This window comes from Micromonospora sp. B006, assembly GCF_003408515.1.
In the GTDB taxonomy this organism is placed as follows: Bacteria; Actinomycetota; Actinomycetes; order Mycobacteriales; family Micromonosporaceae; genus Micromonospora; species Micromonospora echinospora_A.
On the sequence record NZ_CP030865.1, the window covers coordinates 3872772 to 3887920 of the forward strand.

The following is a 15149-nucleotide window of genomic DNA, read 5'->3' on the forward strand; positions in this document are numbered from 1 at the left end:
CAGCCCATCGATCTCCGCCTGACAGGCTACGAACGAAACCCTATTCGGACCACTCCCCGCGCCGCACATCGCCCGGTGTCCCGCCGCACCGTGGGATCGACCGGGCAGCCGGGCCCGGCCGATGTCTCAGGAGGTGGGAGCGGGATTGGGTGACCCGGATCCGGGGACCGGCGCGGGGGCGGTCGGTGAAGGTCCGCTCACCGTCCGTGCAGCTTCCGACGAATCGCCCATTCCGCCACCCAGGTCCGCTCCGGTGTCCACCGGCGGCCGGGCCACGTCACGCTGCTCGGGCAGCGGCGGGGTGAACACCGTCCGGTCCAGCCGGGCGACCTCCGGCGCCGGGTCCACCACCCGCACACCGGGACGCCCGGCGAGCGCCCGCAGCGCGTCCGGCGCGGCACGGACCACCGCGGCGTACACGCAGGCGCATCCGGCCCGGTAGGCGGCCGCCTCCCGGGCCGCGACCACGGCCCCGCTCTCGTACACCCGGCGCAGCTCCGGATCGGCGGTGGCCGCCGGGGTGGCCGCGCGCGCCCGGTAGTCGGCGGCCTCCCGGTCCTTGCGCCCGGCGACGTCGGCCATCCCGGCGACCACGTCGCCCGGCAGCCGCAGCGCCGCGATCCGGACGATCTCGGTCTGCCGGCCGGGCAGCGGCACCCGCGCCACCACCGCCGAGACCGGCGCGCCGTCCAGCGCGGCAGCCGCCCGCGCCGGGGTGAGGTAGTCGGCGAACGAGACGAGCGCGTAGGCGTCGGGCGCGTCGAGCCGGGCCAGCTCCTCCCCGGCGGCGCGCAGGTACGCCGGGATGCTCGCGCCGCCGGCCACCCCGACCCGGGTCACCTCGCCGACCGTGCGGTCGCTCACCGGACGGTCCCGCCGCTGCGCCACCGCGACCACCAGCACCACCAGCGCGCAGACCAGCGCGAGCCAGGTCAGCGCGGCGAAGCGGGACCGGCGCGGCGGCACGGCGTCGTCGCTCATGGTCAGTCGCGCAGGATCTCCAGCGCCCGGGCCAGATCCTCCGGGTAGTCGCTGACGAACGTCACCTCGTCGCCGGTGCCCGGGTGCGCGAAGCTCAGCGAACGGGCGTGCAGCCACTGCCGGGCCAGCCCGAGCCGGGCCGACAGCGTCGGGTCCGCGCCGTAGGTCAGGTCGCCCACGCAGGGGTGCCGCATGCTGGAGAAGTGCACCCGGATCTGGTGCGTACGCCCGGTCTCCAGCCGTACGTCGAGCAGGCTGGCGGAGGGGAACGCCTCCAGCGTGTCGTAGTGGGTGATGCTCGGCTTGCCGCCGGAGACCACGGCCCAGCGGTAGTCGTGGTGTGGGTGCCTGTCGATCGGCGCATCGATGGTGCCGCGCAGCGGGTCCGGGTGGCCCTGCACCACGGCGTGGTAGCGCTTCTCCACCTCGCGCTCCTTGAACGCCCGCTTCAGCGCGGTGTACGCGCGCTCGCTCTTGGCCACCACCATGATGCCGGTGGTGCCCACGTCGAGCCGGTGCACCACGCCCTGCCGCTCGGCCGCGCCGCTGGTGGAGATGCGGTGGCCGATGCCGGCCAGCCCGCCGATCACGGTCGGGCCGGTCCAGCCGGGACTCGGGTGCGCGGCCACTCCGACCGGCTTGTCGACCACCACGATGTCGTCGTCGGCGTACACCACTGTCAGGCCGGGCACCGCCTGCGGCACCACAGTCGGCGGGGCGGGTGGCGCGGGCAGCGTGACCTCCAGCCACGAGCCCGCCTTGACCTTGTGCGAGTTGGGCCGGGCCACGCCGTCGACGAGCGCGTCCCCGCCGTCGATCAGGCCGGCGGCGGCGGTCCGGGAGAGCCCGAACAGCCGGGACACGGCCTGGTCCAGGCGCATGCCGTCGAGCCCGTCCGGCACGGGCAGGGAGCGGGTGTCGCCGCCGGCGGCGAATGCGGAGGTCACGCGGTCTCCCGCTGCTCGGCCGGGGCGGCGTCGCGCTTCTCGTCGCGCAGCCGGGAGCCGTCGCGCTGCCGGCCGGTCAGCTCCAGGAAGACCGCCAGCACCACGCCGCAGACCAGCGAGCTGTCGGCCAGGTTGAACACCGGCCAGACCTGGCCGTACGGGTCGAAGAGGCTGATCATGTCGACCACGTGGCCGACGAAGTGCCCGGGCGCGCGGAAGATCCGGTCGATCAGGTTGCCCAGCGCGCCGCCCAGCACCAGGCCGAGCGACACCGCCCACGGCAGCGAGCGCAGCCGCAGCGCCATCCAGGCGATCCACCCGATCACCACGAACGTGATGATCGGGAAGACCCAGGTGTGGTCGGAGCCGATGCTCCAGGCGGCGCCGCTGTTGCGGGTGAGGCTGAAGTAGACCGCGCCGCCCAGCACCGACACCGGCTCCCGGCCGGTCAGCTCGGCCAGCGCGAGCTGTTTGGTGCCCAGATCCGCCAGCAGCGAGAACAGGGACACGCCGAGCAGCAGGCCGACGGCCCTGCGGCGGGGCGCGCCGGCACCCGACTCGGTGGTGCCGGATCCGGCGGGCGGTGCTTCGGTCATCTGCTCCCCATCGACGCTTGCGACGGCGTGGTCACCGTCTGCCGTACGGCCGCCGGGGAGCGGTGATCAGCGCCGCTCCTCCAGCTGCTTGCAGGTCACGCAGAGGGTGGCCGACGGGAACGCGGCGAGCCGCTCCACCGGGATCGGGTTGCCGCACCGCTCGCACCAGCCGTAGCCGCCCTCGTCGAGGCGCTCCAGCGCGCGCTCGACCTGCGTGATCCGCTCCTTGATGCTGTTGGCGAGAGAGATCTCCTGCTCCCGCTCGAACGTCTTGGTGCCGGTGTCGGCCTGGTCGTCCCCGGCCGAGTCGGTCAGCCGCTCGCGCTGCAGCTCGGTGATCTCGCTCAGCGTCTGATCGTACTCGGCGTTCAGCTCGTCCCGCCGCGCCGCCAGGGCGGCCCGGATCTTCTCGGTCTCCGCGGCGCTGCGGGTGGCCTTCGGCGCGGGCTTGCGGCCGGCGGTCCTGGTGTCGGCTGGCTTCGCCATGTCAGCTCCCTCAGCCGCGTGGCGCGGCGGTCAGCGGTACGTGGGCGGGGACGCCGTCGTCGGCGTCTCCGCGTACGGAAGGGTGCACGGCGAGCGGGCCCGCCGTGCACTCCGGAGGTTGGCAAGAATACGGAACGTACAGGCGTCCGACAACGTGCCGCACCGTCGTCCCACGTATCCGCCCCGGACTGCCATCAATCGGGGCAAAAGGAACCGTAGCAGATCAGCGGGCCGTCTCCTCGCCGTACTCCCCGAACCACCGCGCCAGCCGACCCCGGCGGCTCACCGCCCGCAGCCGCCGCTCGGTCTCGTCCCGTACGCCGGCGGTGGCGACGATGAGCAGGCTGTCCCCGACCTTGAGCCGGGTGTCCGGGCCGGGCACGAAACCGACGCCGTCGCGCAGCACCAGCGTGACCGCGGCGCCCACCGGCAGCCGCAGCTCGTCCACGTGCACCCCGGCCAGCCGGGACCCCTCGGGCACCTCCAGCTGGAGCAGGTCCGCGCGCATCCGCTCCAGCGGGGCGGTCTCCAGCATGATCTCGTTCGGCTCGGCCGGGGCGATCACGCCCAGCCGGCGGGCCGCCGACGCCAGCGTGCCGGCCTGGAGCAGCGTGAAGATCACCACCAGCACGAAGACCGCGTCGAAGAGCCGGTCCGCCCCCGGCACGTGCAACGACAGCGGGATGGTGGCCAGCACCACCGGCACCGCGCCGCGCAGCCCCGCCCAGGACAGGAAGAGCTGCTCGCGCAGATTGACCCGGAACGCCAGCGCGGAGACCCCCACCGACAACGGCCGGGCGAGCAGCAGCAGGGCCAGGCCGGTGATCACGGCGGGCAGCACCGCGGCGTCCAGCCGGCTCGGCGAGACCAGCAGGCCGAGCAGCACGAACAGGCCGATCTGGGCCAGCCAGGCCAGCCCGTCGGCGAAGCCGAGGATGGCCTGCCGGTGCGGCAGGCGGGAGTTGCCGAGCAGCACGCCGGCCACGTACACAGCGAGGAAGCCGGAGGCGTGCAGCACCGAGCCGGCCGCGTACGCCAGCACGGTGAATCCGACCACCGCGATCGGGTACAGGCCGGCCGACGGGAGCGCGGCCCGGCGCAGCGCGTACCGCCCGGTCAGCCCGGCGCCGACCCCCACCGCCGCGCCGACGCCCAGCTCGTAGCCGAGCAGCAGCCCCTCGTACCACCAGGGGTGAGCCACCTGGGCTCCCGCGCGGGAGAGCAGCAGCACCACGAGCACGACGGGCGCGTCGTTCACCCCGGACTCGGCCTCCAGCGCGGCCACCAGCCGGGGCGGCAGGCGCAACCGGCGCAGCGTGGCGAACACGGCCGCGGCGTCGGTCGAGGAGAGCACCGCGCCGTAGAGCAGCGCCAGCCGCCAGTCCAGGTCGAGCAGCAGGTGCACCACCACACCGACGACCACGATGCTGACCACCACGCCGACAGTGGACAGCGTGGCCGCCAGCCCGAGCACCGGCCGCAGCGTGCTCCACCGGGCGGTCAGCCCGCCCTCCGCGATGATCACGATGAGCGCGCAGAAGCCGAGCACCCGGGTCAGCTCGACGTCGTCGAAGCGGATACCCAGCCCGGCCTCGCCGAGCAGCACCCCGAGCGCCAGGTAGACCAGCAGGCTCGGCACGCCGAGCCGGGTGGAGAACCGCACCGCGCCCACCGCGACCAGCAGCACGGCGGCGCCCACCAGCAACGCGACGTCCAGCCCGGGGGTCATCGCCGACCGGCCCGGGCGGATCTCACGGCGTGCTGCCGTCGCGCAGGCGCTGCAGCACCCCGGGCAGCCCGTCGTGCGGGCGTTCCACCTGGAAGAGCTTGTCCCGGCTGGCCGCGCCGGAACGCAGCGACACGGTCGCCGGCCGGACGCCGAGCGCGTCGGCGAGCGCCCGCCGGGCCGCCTCGGTCGCGCGGCCGTCCACCGCCGGCGCGTGCACCGCGACGACGAGCGCCGGACCGTACGGCCCGTCGTACCGGCCGCCGACCCGGGCCCGGGCCGCGCCGGGCTTCACCCGCACCGCGACGGTGAGCGTGTCGTCCGCGATCGTCATGGTCAGCGGGGCCGGGCCTCGGCCAGCAGGGTGGTGGCGGCGGCGCACTGCGCGCACGGGGTGAAGCCCAGCCCGACCGCCTCGGCGACCGGAATCGGCTCGTCCTCGCGGCCCACCAGATGCGGGCAGTCGGGCAGGTGGAAGCGGGGGTGGCCGTCGACCACCAGGACCTCGTCGGGCAGCCGCACCAGCCGGGCCACCTGCCCGGGGGAAAGGAACTCGGCCGGCGGGTCGCCGTCGAACGGCTCGCCCGGAGCGGGCGAGGTGGGCCGCGTGGTCTCCGTGGCGCGCGGGCCGGGCGGCGAGTAGGGCGTCGGTTCCGCGTCGGCCACCGGCTCGGCGACGGCGCGCTCGTACGACTCGGCGGCCGGTTCGTAGGGCGCGGTGTACGGATCGGCGTCGAACGGATCGGCCGGTGGTGAGTACGCGGCCGGCGGCGGGGCGTCCGGCTCGGTCACCGGCGACCCGGGCGGTTGCCGCCACCCGGATCCGCCGGCACCGACCGTGGACGTGTGGTGCGGGACCGGGCTCACCGGGTCGTCCGGGGACGGGACGGTGTGCGCGGTCCGGCTACGCGGCCCGGTCGCCCGGCCGGCCGTGGCCCGAGTCGCTGCCGCCTGGCGGGCGAACGCGACGAAGACGACGGCGGACAGGACGCTGGCCGCGATCGAGACGATGAGCAGGAGGCTGGATCCGCCGGCGAGCCCGGCGACCAGCAGCACGACCGCGACGAGGATGAGCAGGATGCTGGCGGCTACCACGGCTCACCCCCGGCCGCGTCGTGTCGGTCTGGGCGGTCGGTGGCCGTCACGGGGACGGCCACCGACGCGGGATCAGCGGCCGGACTCGAGCGAGCCCGCGCGGCCACCGCCGTAGGAGCCGGCGAGGCCGGCCGCGGCGAGACCGTTGCTACCGGCGGCACGGGTGCCCTCGCGGTTCATCTCGACCTCGAGGCCCTGGCCGCGACCGTCGAGGTCACGCAGCTGGCTCTCCAGGTACGCCTTGAGCCGGGTGCGGTACTCGCGCTCGAACTGCTTGAGCTCCTCGATGTGCTTCTGCAGCGCGGTGCGCTTGGCGTCCAGGCCGCCCATGGCCTCCTGGTGCCGCTGGCGGGCGTCCCGCTCCAGGGCGTCGGCCTTGGCGCGCGCCTCCCGGGTGACCTCCTCGGCCTTGGAACGGGCCTCGGAGAGCAGCTGGTCGGCCTCGCGACGGGCGTCGGAGACGTGGTCGTCGGCGGTGCGCTGGGCCATCATGAGCACCCGCAGCGCCTGCTGCTCGCCGTCCCCGGTCACCCCGGCCGGGCCACCCTGCGCGCGTACCTGCTCCAGCTCGGCCTGCATCGCGCGGGCCGCCTGCTCGGCGGCCGCCTTGTCGCGCTGCACCCGGTCGAGCTGGGCCTTGACGTCGTTGAGCTCCGCCGCGAGGCGGGCGTCACCGCCGGGGCCGGCGGGAGCGCCACCCCGACCGCCGCGCTCCACCTGGGCGCGCAGCTCGTTGTTCTCCTCGATCAGACGGGCCAGCTCGCGCTCGACCTCGTCAAGGAAGGCGTCGACCTCCTCCTCGTCATACCCCCGCTTGCCGATCGGCGGCTTTTTGAAGGCGACGTTGTGAACGTCGGCCGGGGTCAGCGGCATCGAAACTCCTCGGGTCAGTTGCGGCCGCGAAAGCGCTCTGGTCAGGCAAACGCGAAGATCAGGCGCCTAAACACGAACTCCATCAGCACGAACAGGATAACCAGGAGCACAAGGGAGGCCAGGTCGATGCTCACGGTACCAATTCGCAGTGGCGGGATCACACGCCTCAACGCTCGCAGGGGCGGATCAGTGACGCTCCACACGACTTCCAGTCCCGCCGACGCTCCCCGGCCCGGTTGCCAGCGGCGACCATAGGCCAGTACCGCCCCCATAACAAATCGCGCCAAAAGGACAATTAGGAAGATGTACAGCAGCAGGTAGAGCACCTGGAACAGGATCGACAACACGGCAGGCGACGTCCCTCGGTCATGTGGGTCAGCTCAGGCTGAAGAAGCCGCCCTCAGCGATCTTGGCCTTGTCCTCCGCGGTGACCTGGACGTTGGCCGGTGAGAGCAGGAACACCCGGTTGGTCACGCGCTCGATCGTACCGCGCAGGCCGAACGCGAGCCCGGCGGCGAAGTCGACAAGGCGACGGGCGTCCGCCTCGTCCATCTCGGTGAGATTGATGATGACCGGTACGCCGTCGCGGAAGTGCTCGCCGATGGTCCGCGCCTCGCGGTAGGTGGTCGGGTGCAGCGTCGTGATCTGGTAGCGCTGCTCGTCCTCCGGCGCCACCACCCGCTCGCGCGGCTGGGCCTGCGGCGCGAGCGCGAGATTGTCCCGCGTGTGGTAGGTCAGGGCGCCCGACGTGTCGCCGCCGGAGGACCGGGTGATCGACCGGACGCTGGAGCGCTCGCCCCGCTCCGGGCGCTCCACCTCGGCCCGGTCGGTGTCGACCGCCCGGCTGGAGGCGCGCTCGCTCAGCCGGCCCCGGTCACCGAGGCGGGACCGCGTCGCCGGCGGCTCCTCGGCCTCGTCGTCGTCCTCGTCGGCGAACTCCTCGGCGTACCGGCTCGACCGGTAGCGCGACGAGTCCCGGTAGCCACCCTTGTCGTAGCCACCGTCCTCGTACGCCCGCTCGTCGTCCTCCTCGACCAGACCGAGCCAGACCCCCGCCTTGCGCAGTGCACCCATCCCCGCGCCCTTCCGTCCGCCGTGCGGCACGCGCCCCCGTGCCGTGTCGCTTGATCACGAGTGGACGATCATGCCCACCGGACCGGATCGGCAATCCCCTGACGTGCGGTTCGCGGTCCGCCCGTCACGGCCCCCGGCTACGGGAACGCCGTCCTGAACAACACTGATGTAATTTGCTTCCGTCGTGCTGAGGCTACCGCAGCGCAGGGCGCATTCCGAGCAACGCGCTGCCGACACGGACATGTGTCGCGCCGTGCCCGATCGCGCTTTCCAGGTCTCCGCTCATCCCCGCCGACAGCACCGTGGCGCCCGGATGGTCGGCCCGCAGACGCGCCGCCACCTCGGCCAGCCGGGCGAACGCCCGGTCCGGCTCCCAGCCCAGCGGCGCCACCGCCATCAGGCCGGCCAGCCGCAGCGCGTCCGCGCCGGCCACCGCGGCGGCCACCGGGTCGAGCCCCCGCTGTGGATCGGCATCGCCCGGCAGCGCCCCGCCCCGGGCCGGATCGCCGTCGATGCTCACCTGCACCAGCACGTCCAGCGGCCGGTCCCGGACCGCGCCCGCGGCGGCGTCCAGCGCGGCGGCCAGCCGCACGCTGTCCACCGACTGGACCACGTCGGCGTACCGGACCACCGACCGGGCCTTGTTGCGCTGCAACTGGCCGATGAAGTGCCAGCGCGGCGCCTCCCCGGCCTCGGCCACCGCCGCCGCCTTGCCGGCCGCCTCCTGGTCCCGGTTCTCCCCCACGTCAGTCACGCCCAGCCCGGCCAGCGCGACCACGTCCGACGCCGGGTACGTCTTGGTCACCGCGACCAGGGTGACCTCGTCCCGCTGCCGCCCGGCCGCCGCGCACGCGTCGTCGATGCGGGCCCGGACCCGGGCCAGCCCGGCCGCGATTTCGGCGCGGCGCTCGGGCCGCACCGTCGTTGCTGACTCCGTCATCGGCGCGGCTCAGGAGCCGTTCTTGAGGAAGTCGGGCACGTCGACGTCGTCGAAGAGCACCCGCCGTGACGGCTGCTGCGGGGCCGGCATGGTGGCCGGCGGGCTCACCGGCGCGTTCTGCTGCGCCGGCGGGTTCTGGTTGCTCTTCCGCGGCGGCTCGACCGCCTTGTACGCGGGCGTGCCGCCGTCGAAGCCCGCCGCGATCACGGTGACCCGCACCTCGTCGCCGAGCGCGTCGTCGATGACCGCGCCGAAGATGATGTTCGCGTCCGGGTGGGCCGCGTCGGTGACCAGCTGAGCCGCGTCGTTGATCTCGAACAGGCCGAGGTCCGACCCGCCGGCGATGGACAGCAGCACGCCGCGCGCGCCGTCCATGCTCTGCTCCAGCAGCGGGCTGGAGATGGCCGCCTCGGCCGCCTCGACGGCGCGGTTCTCGCCCCGGGCGCTGCCGATGCCCATGAGCGCGCTGCCGGCGCCGCTCATCACGCTCTTCACGTCGGCGAAGTCCAGGTTGATCAGACCCGGCGTGGTGATCAGGTCGGTGATGCCCTGGACACCGGAGAGGAGCACCTGGTCCGCGGTGCGGAACGCGTCCATCATGGAGATGTTGCGGTCACCGAGCGCGAGCAGCCGGTCGTTCGGGATCACGATGAGCGTGTCGCACTGGTTGCGCAGCTCCTCGATGCCCGCCTCGGCCTGGACCTGCCGGCGCTTGCCCTCGAACGAGAACGGCCGGGTGACCACGCCGATGGTGAGCGCGCCGAGCTTACGGGCGATGTTCGCCACGACCGGGGCGCCGCCGGTGCCGGTGCCGCCACCCTCGCCGCAGGTCACGAACACCATGTCGGCGCCCTTGAGGACCTCCTCGATCTCGTCGCGGTGGTCCTCGGCGGCGTTCTTGCCGACGTCCGGGTTGGCGCCCGCGCCCAGGCCCCGGGTCAGCTCCCGGCCCACGTCGAGCTTGACGTCGGCGTCGCTCATCAGCAACGCCTGCGCGTCGGTGTTGATCGCGATGAACTCGACGCCCTTGAGCCCAACCTCGATCATCCGGTTGACGGCGTTGACGCCGCCGCCCCCGATGCCGACGACCTTGATGACCGCCAGGTAGTTGTGCGGAGGTGTCATCTCCGGTCCTTTCCCTTCGAGATTGGCATGGGCCGACCCCACACGGCTTGGCCGGATCAGCGGTCGAACACGTCCCTCGCGGCCTCCGACAGGCTGAACCCTCACCCTCTACTAGAGGCTTAAGGTTATGTCAACCACTGATCTCTTCGGGGCAACGTATGCGCCGCCGCGCCAGGAGCCAAGGACCTGTTCCGGCGTGTCGCCGACCGAGCGATCGGGGACACACCGCCCGATCGCTGAGCCGCGGGTCACTCGAACGTGACCACGTCCGGCGCGCTGACGTCGATCCGGTCCGCCTTACGGCTCAGCAACGCGGTGGCCACGGTGGACTTGTCCGCGCCCCGGGAGGCGTCGCCCCAGAAGACCTGACGCTCACCGCGCAGCAGCAGCGTGATCCGGGCCAGCCCGGCCACGTCCACCGCGACCAGCTCCGCGCGCAGCTTCTCGCCCAGCGCGGCGAGCACCGCCAGGCCGGCCCGCGTACCCGGGTCGTCGGGGCCCGGCCGGGCCACCTGGACCAGCGGCAACCGGTCCGGCGCCCGGTCCAGGCGCTGGAAGACCACACCCGAGCCGTCGACCACCACGAAGCCGTCACCCTGCGGCACCGCCGCCACCGGCGTGCGCTCCTGCACCCGGATCACCAGCGTGCCCGGCCACTCCCGCTCCACCGTGGCGCGGGCCACCGGCGGCAGCGTGCCGACCCGGCGCGCGGTAGCGGCCAGGTCCACCCGGGCCAGCGGCTCGTTGTCCCGTACCGCCGCCGCGTCGCGGATCTGCACCGGGGTGACCAGACGCGCGCCGACCACCCGTACCTCGCGCACGCCGAACAGGCCGGTGCCCAGCACCGTCCACGCCACCAGGCCCGCGACGGTCAGCACCGCGGCCGCCACCGCCCAGGGCAGCGCGGCGCGCATCCGCCGCTGCCGGGCCCGGGCCATGAACCGGCGGGTGGACGGCGGCACCGCGTCCGAGTTGGCCCGCACGAGCTGCCAGCGCCGCGCCGGGCTGCGCCGGCCCGCCCCGCCGTCCGGGCCGGGGGTACGGCCGCGGGCCGGGCCGGGACTCATCCGGCGGTGGCCGCCGCGCCGTCCGGGCCGACGCCGGCGCCGAGCTCCGTGCCGCCGCCGGAGCGGGCCAGCAGGGCGTCGAGCAACTGGTCACCCATCAGCGAGATCGGCGGCGCGCCCATGGTCACCACCACGTCGCCGGCCAGGGCCCGGCGGGCCACCTCGGCCGGCACGTCGTCCCACGCCTCGACGAACACCTTGCGTTCCGCCGGCAGCGGCACGTCCTGGATCAGCGCGGCCGAGCCCTCACCGGGGCGGCGCGCCTCGCCGGGGCCGAACACCTCCAGCAGCACCACCTCGTCGGCGATGCCGAGCGCGGCGGCGATCTCCGCATGGTTGTCGCGGGTGCGGTAGAGCCGGTACGGCTGGAACACCACGATCAGCCGGCCGTCGCCGGCCACCTCACGCAGCGTCTGCAGCGCCAGCGTCATCGAGGTCGGGTGGTAGGCGTACTCGTCGTAGACCAGCACGCCGTCGGCCACACCCTTGCGCTCGAAGCGCCGCCGCACGCCGGGGAACGCGCCGAGCGCGGCCTCCGCCGCCGAGACCGGCAGCTCCAGCAGGTACGCGGCGAGCACCGCGGCGGCGCTGTTGAGCGCCATGTGCCGCCCCGGTACGGGCAGCCGGAACTCGCCGAACGCCCGGCCCTCGATCTCGGCCTGGTAGCGCACGCCGTGCGCGGACGAGACCACCTCGCTCATCCGCAGGTCCGCGTCGGCGGACTCGCCGTACGTCCAGACCCGGCGGCCCTCGGCGCGCAGCGTCTCGGCCAGCCGCCGCCCGCCCGGGTCGTCGGCGCAGGTGACCACGAAGCCGGCCGGGTCGGTGAGCCGAGCGAACTCGGCGAAGGCCGCCTCCAGCGTAGCCAGGTCGCCGTAGGTGTTGAGGTGGTCCGCCTCGATGTTCGTGATGATCGACACGAACGGGCGGTAGATGAGGAAGGAGCGGTCGCTCTCGTCCGCCTCGACCACGAAGTGCTCGCCGGTGCCGTGGTGCGCGCCGGAGCCGACCTCGGAGATCTCACCGCCGATGACGAAGGACGGATCGGTGCCGGCCTGCTGGAGCACCATGGTGACCATCGAGGTGGTGGAGGTCTTGCCGTGGGTGCCCGCCACCGCCACCGTGCGGCGGCCGGTCATCGCCGCGGCGAGCGCCTCGGACCGGTGCAGCACCCGCAGGCCCCGCCGGCGCGCCTCGACCATCTCCAGGTGGTCCTGCGGGATCGCCGAGGAGTAGACGACAGTGTCCACCCCGTCGAGGTTGGACGCCTCGTGGGTGGAGTGGATGGTGCCGCCGAGCGCCCGCAGGCCGGCCAGCGACGGCCACTCCCGCAGCTCGCTGCCGGAGACCGGCAGGCCACGGGTGAGGAACAGCCGGGCCAGCCCGGCCATCCCGACCCCGCCCACGCCGATCAGGTGGATCCGGCCCAGGTCCTCCGCCGTCATGGTGCCGGCGGGCGTGAACTGCGCGGTGTTCATCAGACGTACCTTCCCGTCGCGGCGCCCCGCATCAGCGGGCCACCGCCTCGTAGACGAAGTTCAGCAACGCCACGTCGCCGTCGCGGCGGCCGTAGCCGGCTGCGGCGTGGCTCATCGCCCAGAGCCGCTGCGGGTCCCGGATCAGCGGGATCACCGTCCGCTCCACCCAGGCCGGGGTCATCTCGGCGTCGTCGACCAGCAGGCCGCCGCCCGCCTCCACCACCGGCAGCGCGTTGCGCTTCTGCTCCTGGTTGCTGTGCGGGTAGGGCACGTAGACGGTGGGCAGGCCGATCGCGGCCACCTCGGCGCAGGTCATCGCGCCGCCCCGGGCCAGCATCAGGTCGGCGGCGGCGTAGCCCAGCTCCATCTCGGACAGGTAGGGCAGCGTGACGTACGGCACCGGCAGGTCGGTGGGCACCGAGACCGGCTCGTTGCGGGCGCCGATGACGTGCAGCACCTGCACGCCGTTGCGGGCCAGCTCCTTCGCCGCGCCGGAGACGGCCAGGTTGATCGAGCGGGCGCCCTGCGAGCCACCGGCGACGAAGAGCACCGGCAGGTCGGGGCGGAGTCCGAAGTGGGCGCGGGCGGCGTCACGCAGGGCGGCCCGGTCCAGCCCGGCGATGCCCCGGCGCAGCGGCACCCCGACCACCCGGGCGTCGCGCAGCGCCTCGGCCTGGGCCGGCTGGTGCGGGAAACCCACCGCGACGTTCTTGGTGAACTTCATCCCGAGCCGGTTCGCCACGCCCGGCGGCACGTTCACCTCGTGGATGACGATCGGCAGCTCCCGCCGCCACGCGGCCAGGTAACCGGGCACCGAGACGTACCCGCCGAAGCCGACCACGGCGTCGGCCTGGACCTCGTCGATCACCTTGCCCGCGGCGCGGGCCGCCTTCCACATCCGGTCCGGGGTACGCACCAGGCTCATGTTCACCGACCGGGGCAGCTGGTACGCCGGGATCTGCCGCAGGTCGTAGCCGGCCGGCGGGATCAGCTCGTTCTCCAGCCCCTTCGGGGTGCCCAGACAGGTGATCCGGACGCTCGGGTCGTGTCGGCGCAGGCAGTCGGCGAAGGCGAGCAGCGGGTAGATGTGCCCGCCCGTACCCCCTCCGCAGAGCACCACCGAACGCAGCGGACCCATCAGCGTCTCCTCTCGCTCGCCGCGCCGGAGCGCGCCCGGTCGGACCGGGCGCCGCGGGGCGCGGCCTGGTCGTCCTGCCGCCGCTGCCGGGACCGGGGCACGGACCCTCGGTCGGCCGGAGGCGGCGCCGGTCGGCGACGCCGGCCGGGAAGCGGCGGCAACGGGGCCCACACTAGTCGGACCCATCGGGCGGGCGGACGGGCATGCAGCGCTCGCGCCGCGTCCGGCTCGGCGCGGGCGAAGGAGGCGAGCATGCCGATCGCGGCGAGCGTCACCACGAGGGCGCTGCCGCCGTCGGAGATGAACGGCAGCGGTACGCCGGTCAGCGGCAGCAGCCCGGTCACGCCACCGATGTTGATGACGGCCTGGCCGACCAGCCAGGCGGTCACGCCGGCGGCGGCGAGCCGGCGGAACGGGTCCTCGACCCGGCGGGCGATGCGCATCCCGGTGTACGCGAGCACGGCGAACAGCACCAGGATCACGGTGCAGCCGACCACCCCCAACTCCTCGGCGATGATGGCGAAGATGAAGTCGTTGTGCGCCTCGGGCAGCCAGCCGTACTTGAAGCTGCTCTGGCCCAGGCCGACGCCGAACCAGCCGCCGTTGCCGATCGCGTAGCGGGCCTGCACGAGCTGGTAGCAGTAGTCCAGCTCCTGCTCGAAGCAGGTACGCGGGGACGGCGGGTCGAGCCACATGGTGAGGCGGCCGAGGCGGTAGTTGTCGGCGCCCCGGGAGCCGGAGCCGGCGCCGAGCGAGGCCGCGGCCACCAGCAGGCCGACGCCGGCCAGGCCGATCCCGGTGAGCGCGGCGAAGACCCGGGTCCGTACGCCCGCCGCCCAGAGCATGCCGACCACGAGCGCGAGCAGGCAGAGCATGCTGCCCAGGTCGTTGTAGCCGACCAGCACGAACAGCAGGCCGACCACCGGGAACAGCGGTGTGGCCAGCTCCTTCCACCAGCCGAGCGCCGCGCCCTTGCGGGCGAGCACGTGCGCGCCCCACAACGCCAGCGCGAACTTCGCCACCTCGACCGGCTGCACGGAGATCGGGCCGAGGTAGAGCCAGAGCAGGTGCGCCTTCAACGGCCCGATCGACGCCACCCCGAACAGCGAGTTCAGCGCCACCAGCAGGTTGAGCAGCAGCAGCAGCGCCACCGCCACACCCAGCGCCGGGCGGCTGACCGCCCGGAACGTGCGCGCGGGCAGCCGCTGGCAGGCCCAGAACGCGCCGATGCCGATCACCGCGAAGACGGTCTGCTTGGTCAGCGACGCCGTCGCGGCGCCGTCCATGACGTAGTCCCGCACGCTGGTCGCGGAGAAGACCATCGTGAGGCCGATCAGCAGCAGCAGGCCGGCGCTGGACAGCAGCAGGTAGTAGGAGGCCAGCGGCCGGGCCAGCAGGCCGCGCAGCGCGGCCAGGCCACCGGCCGCGTCCCAGCGCGCCGCCGGCGGGTCGGCCGGGGGCGTGGCCGCCGGCGCACGGCGGGCCGGCGGGTCGGTGGTCACCTGGTTGTCTCGTCCCTCCCCCACAGGCCCATCATGGCCGCTCGGCCCGCCCGCCCGTGGCGCAACCGCCCGGTCGGCGTGTCGGATCTGAAGGAAGGGCCCCTTATTAACAGACGTCTGT

Annotated in this window: 16 protein-coding genes; all 16 read right to left on the reverse strand. The window is 73.9% G+C overall.

All coding sequences use genetic code 11. The features are described 5' to 3' along the window. Nucleotides 1-126 precede the first annotated feature (126 nt). The gene (locus tag MicB006_RS17165) at nucleotides 127-981 is read right to left on the reverse strand and encodes a hypothetical protein (protein ID WP_116507444.1); all 855 of its coding nucleotides are present in this window, start codon (nucleotides 979-981) and stop codon (nucleotides 127-129) included. Nucleotides 982-983: 2 nt separating this feature from the next. After that, a complete protein-coding gene (locus MicB006_RS17170; protein WP_073830995.1) occupies nucleotides 984-1928 on the reverse strand; it encodes an RluA family pseudouridine synthase in 945 nt (314 codons plus the stop codon). Then, nucleotides 1925-2524, reverse strand: a complete 600-nt coding sequence (gene lspA / locus MicB006_RS17175) for a signal peptidase II (protein WP_116507446.1) — start codon at nucleotides 2522-2524, stop codon at nucleotides 1925-1927. Before lspA ends, MicB006_RS17170 begins: the two co-directional genes overlap by 4 nt. A gap of 66 nt (nucleotides 2525-2590) precedes the next feature. Then, nucleotides 2591-3010 (reverse strand): TraR/DksA C4-type zinc finger protein, encoded by a 420-nt coding sequence (locus tag MicB006_RS17180; RefSeq protein WP_116507447.1) that lies wholly within the window; start codon nucleotides 3008-3010, stop codon nucleotides 2591-2593. A 223-nt stretch (nucleotides 3011-3233) separates the two neighbouring features. After that, nucleotides 3234-4739 carry a potassium/proton antiporter gene (locus MicB006_RS17185; RefSeq protein ID WP_116507449.1) on the reverse strand — a complete coding sequence of 502 codons (1506 nt, stop codon included), beginning with the start codon at nucleotides 4737-4739 and terminating at the stop codon, nucleotides 3234-3236. 22 nt (nucleotides 4740-4761) lie between these two features. Beyond that, complete coding sequence (locus MicB006_RS17190) at nucleotides 4762-5070, reverse strand: DUF167 domain-containing protein (protein WP_116507451.1); 309 nt, start codon at nucleotides 5068-5070, stop codon at nucleotides 4762-4764. Between the two features lie 2 nt (nucleotides 5071-5072). Beyond that, nucleotides 5073-5831 carry a hypothetical protein gene (locus MicB006_RS17195; protein ID WP_116507453.1) on the reverse strand — a complete coding sequence of 253 codons (759 nt, stop codon included), beginning with the start codon at nucleotides 5829-5831 and terminating at the stop codon, nucleotides 5073-5075. A gap of 72 nt (nucleotides 5832-5903) precedes the next feature. Further along, entirely contained in the window at nucleotides 5904-6704 is an 801-nt protein-coding gene (locus tag MicB006_RS17200) for a DivIVA domain-containing protein (RefSeq protein ID WP_073831001.1), read from the reverse strand. Nucleotides 6705-6745: 41 nt separating this feature from the next. Further along, entirely contained in the window at nucleotides 6746-7051 is a 306-nt protein-coding gene (locus MicB006_RS17205) for a YggT family protein (protein WP_030500249.1), read from the reverse strand. Nucleotides 7052-7079: 28 nt separating this feature from the next. Further along, entirely contained in the window at nucleotides 7080-7778 is a 699-nt protein-coding gene (locus MicB006_RS17210) for a cell division protein SepF (RefSeq protein WP_073831002.1), read from the reverse strand. A gap of 193 nt (nucleotides 7779-7971) precedes the next feature. Beyond that, on the reverse strand, nucleotides 7972-8718 hold the full coding sequence (locus MicB006_RS17215; RefSeq protein ID WP_116507455.1) for a YggS family pyridoxal phosphate-dependent enzyme: 747 nt from the start codon (nucleotides 8716-8718) through the stop codon (nucleotides 7972-7974). A 9-nt stretch (nucleotides 8719-8727) separates the two neighbouring features. Further along, entirely contained in the window at nucleotides 8728-9843 is a 1116-nt protein-coding gene (gene ftsZ, locus MicB006_RS17220) for a cell division protein FtsZ (RefSeq protein ID WP_073831004.1), read from the reverse strand. 248 nt (nucleotides 9844-10091) lie between these two features. Further along, nucleotides 10092-10910, reverse strand: a complete 819-nt coding sequence (locus MicB006_RS17225) for a cell division protein FtsQ/DivIB (protein WP_116507457.1) — start codon at nucleotides 10908-10910, stop codon at nucleotides 10092-10094. Further along, nucleotides 10907-12388, reverse strand: a complete 1482-nt coding sequence (gene murC / locus MicB006_RS17230) for a UDP-N-acetylmuramate--L-alanine ligase (RefSeq protein WP_116507458.1) — start codon at nucleotides 12386-12388, stop codon at nucleotides 10907-10909. Before murC ends, MicB006_RS17225 begins: the two co-directional genes overlap by 4 nt. 31 nt (nucleotides 12389-12419) lie before the next feature. Continuing rightward, entirely contained in the window at nucleotides 12420-13526 is a 1107-nt protein-coding gene (gene murG / locus MicB006_RS17235) for an undecaprenyldiphospho-muramoylpentapeptide beta-N-acetylglucosaminyltransferase (RefSeq protein WP_073831006.1), read from the reverse strand. Further along, nucleotides 13526-14941: an FtsW/RodA/SpoVE family cell cycle protein gene (locus MicB006_RS17240; RefSeq protein WP_192900303.1), complete on the reverse strand. Its 1416-nt coding sequence runs from the start codon at nucleotides 14939-14941 to the stop codon at nucleotides 13526-13528. Before MicB006_RS17240 ends, murG begins: the two co-directional genes overlap by 1 nt. Nucleotides 14942-15149 lie beyond the last annotated feature (208 nt).

Coding starts and splice junctions, on each gene's coding strand:
- MicB006_RS17165 (WP_116507444.1), bottom strand. CDS start 981: ATGAGCGACGACGCCGTGCCGCCGCGCCGGTCCCGCTTCGCCGCGCTG.
- lspA (WP_116507446.1), bottom strand. CDS start 2,524: ATGACCGAAGCACCGCCCGCCGGATCCGGCACCACCGAGTCGGGTGCC.
- MicB006_RS17180 (WP_116507447.1), bottom strand. CDS start 3,010: ATGGCGAAGCCAGCCGACACCAGGACCGCCGGCCGCAAGCCCGCGCCG.
- MicB006_RS17185 (WP_116507449.1), bottom strand. CDS start 4,739: ATGACCCCCGGGCTGGACGTCGCGTTGCTGGTGGGCGCCGCCGTGCTG.
- MicB006_RS17190 (WP_116507451.1), bottom strand. CDS start 5,070: ATGACGATCGCGGACGACACGCTCACCGTCGCGGTGCGGGTGAAGCCC.
- MicB006_RS17200 (WP_073831001.1), bottom strand. CDS start 6,704: ATGCCGCTGACCCCGGCCGACGTTCACAACGTCGCCTTCAAAAAGCCG.
- MicB006_RS17210 (WP_073831002.1), bottom strand. CDS start 7,778: ATGGGTGCACTGCGCAAGGCGGGGGTCTGGCTCGGTCTGGTCGAGGAG.
- MicB006_RS17215 (WP_116507455.1), bottom strand. CDS start 8,718: ATGACGGAGTCAGCAACGACGGTGCGGCCCGAGCGCCGCGCCGAAATC.
- ftsZ (WP_073831004.1), bottom strand. CDS start 9,843: ATGACACCTCCGCACAACTACCTGGCGGTCATCAAGGTCGTCGGCATC.
- MicB006_RS17225 (WP_116507457.1), bottom strand. CDS start 10,910: ATGAGTCCCGGCCCGGCCCGCGGCCGTACCCCCGGCCCGGACGGCGGG.
- murC (WP_116507458.1), bottom strand. CDS start 12,388: ATGAACACCGCGCAGTTCACGCCCGCCGGCACCATGACGGCGGAGGAC.
- murG (WP_073831006.1), bottom strand. CDS start 13,526: ATGGGTCCGCTGCGTTCGGTGGTGCTCTGCGGAGGGGGTACGGGCGGG.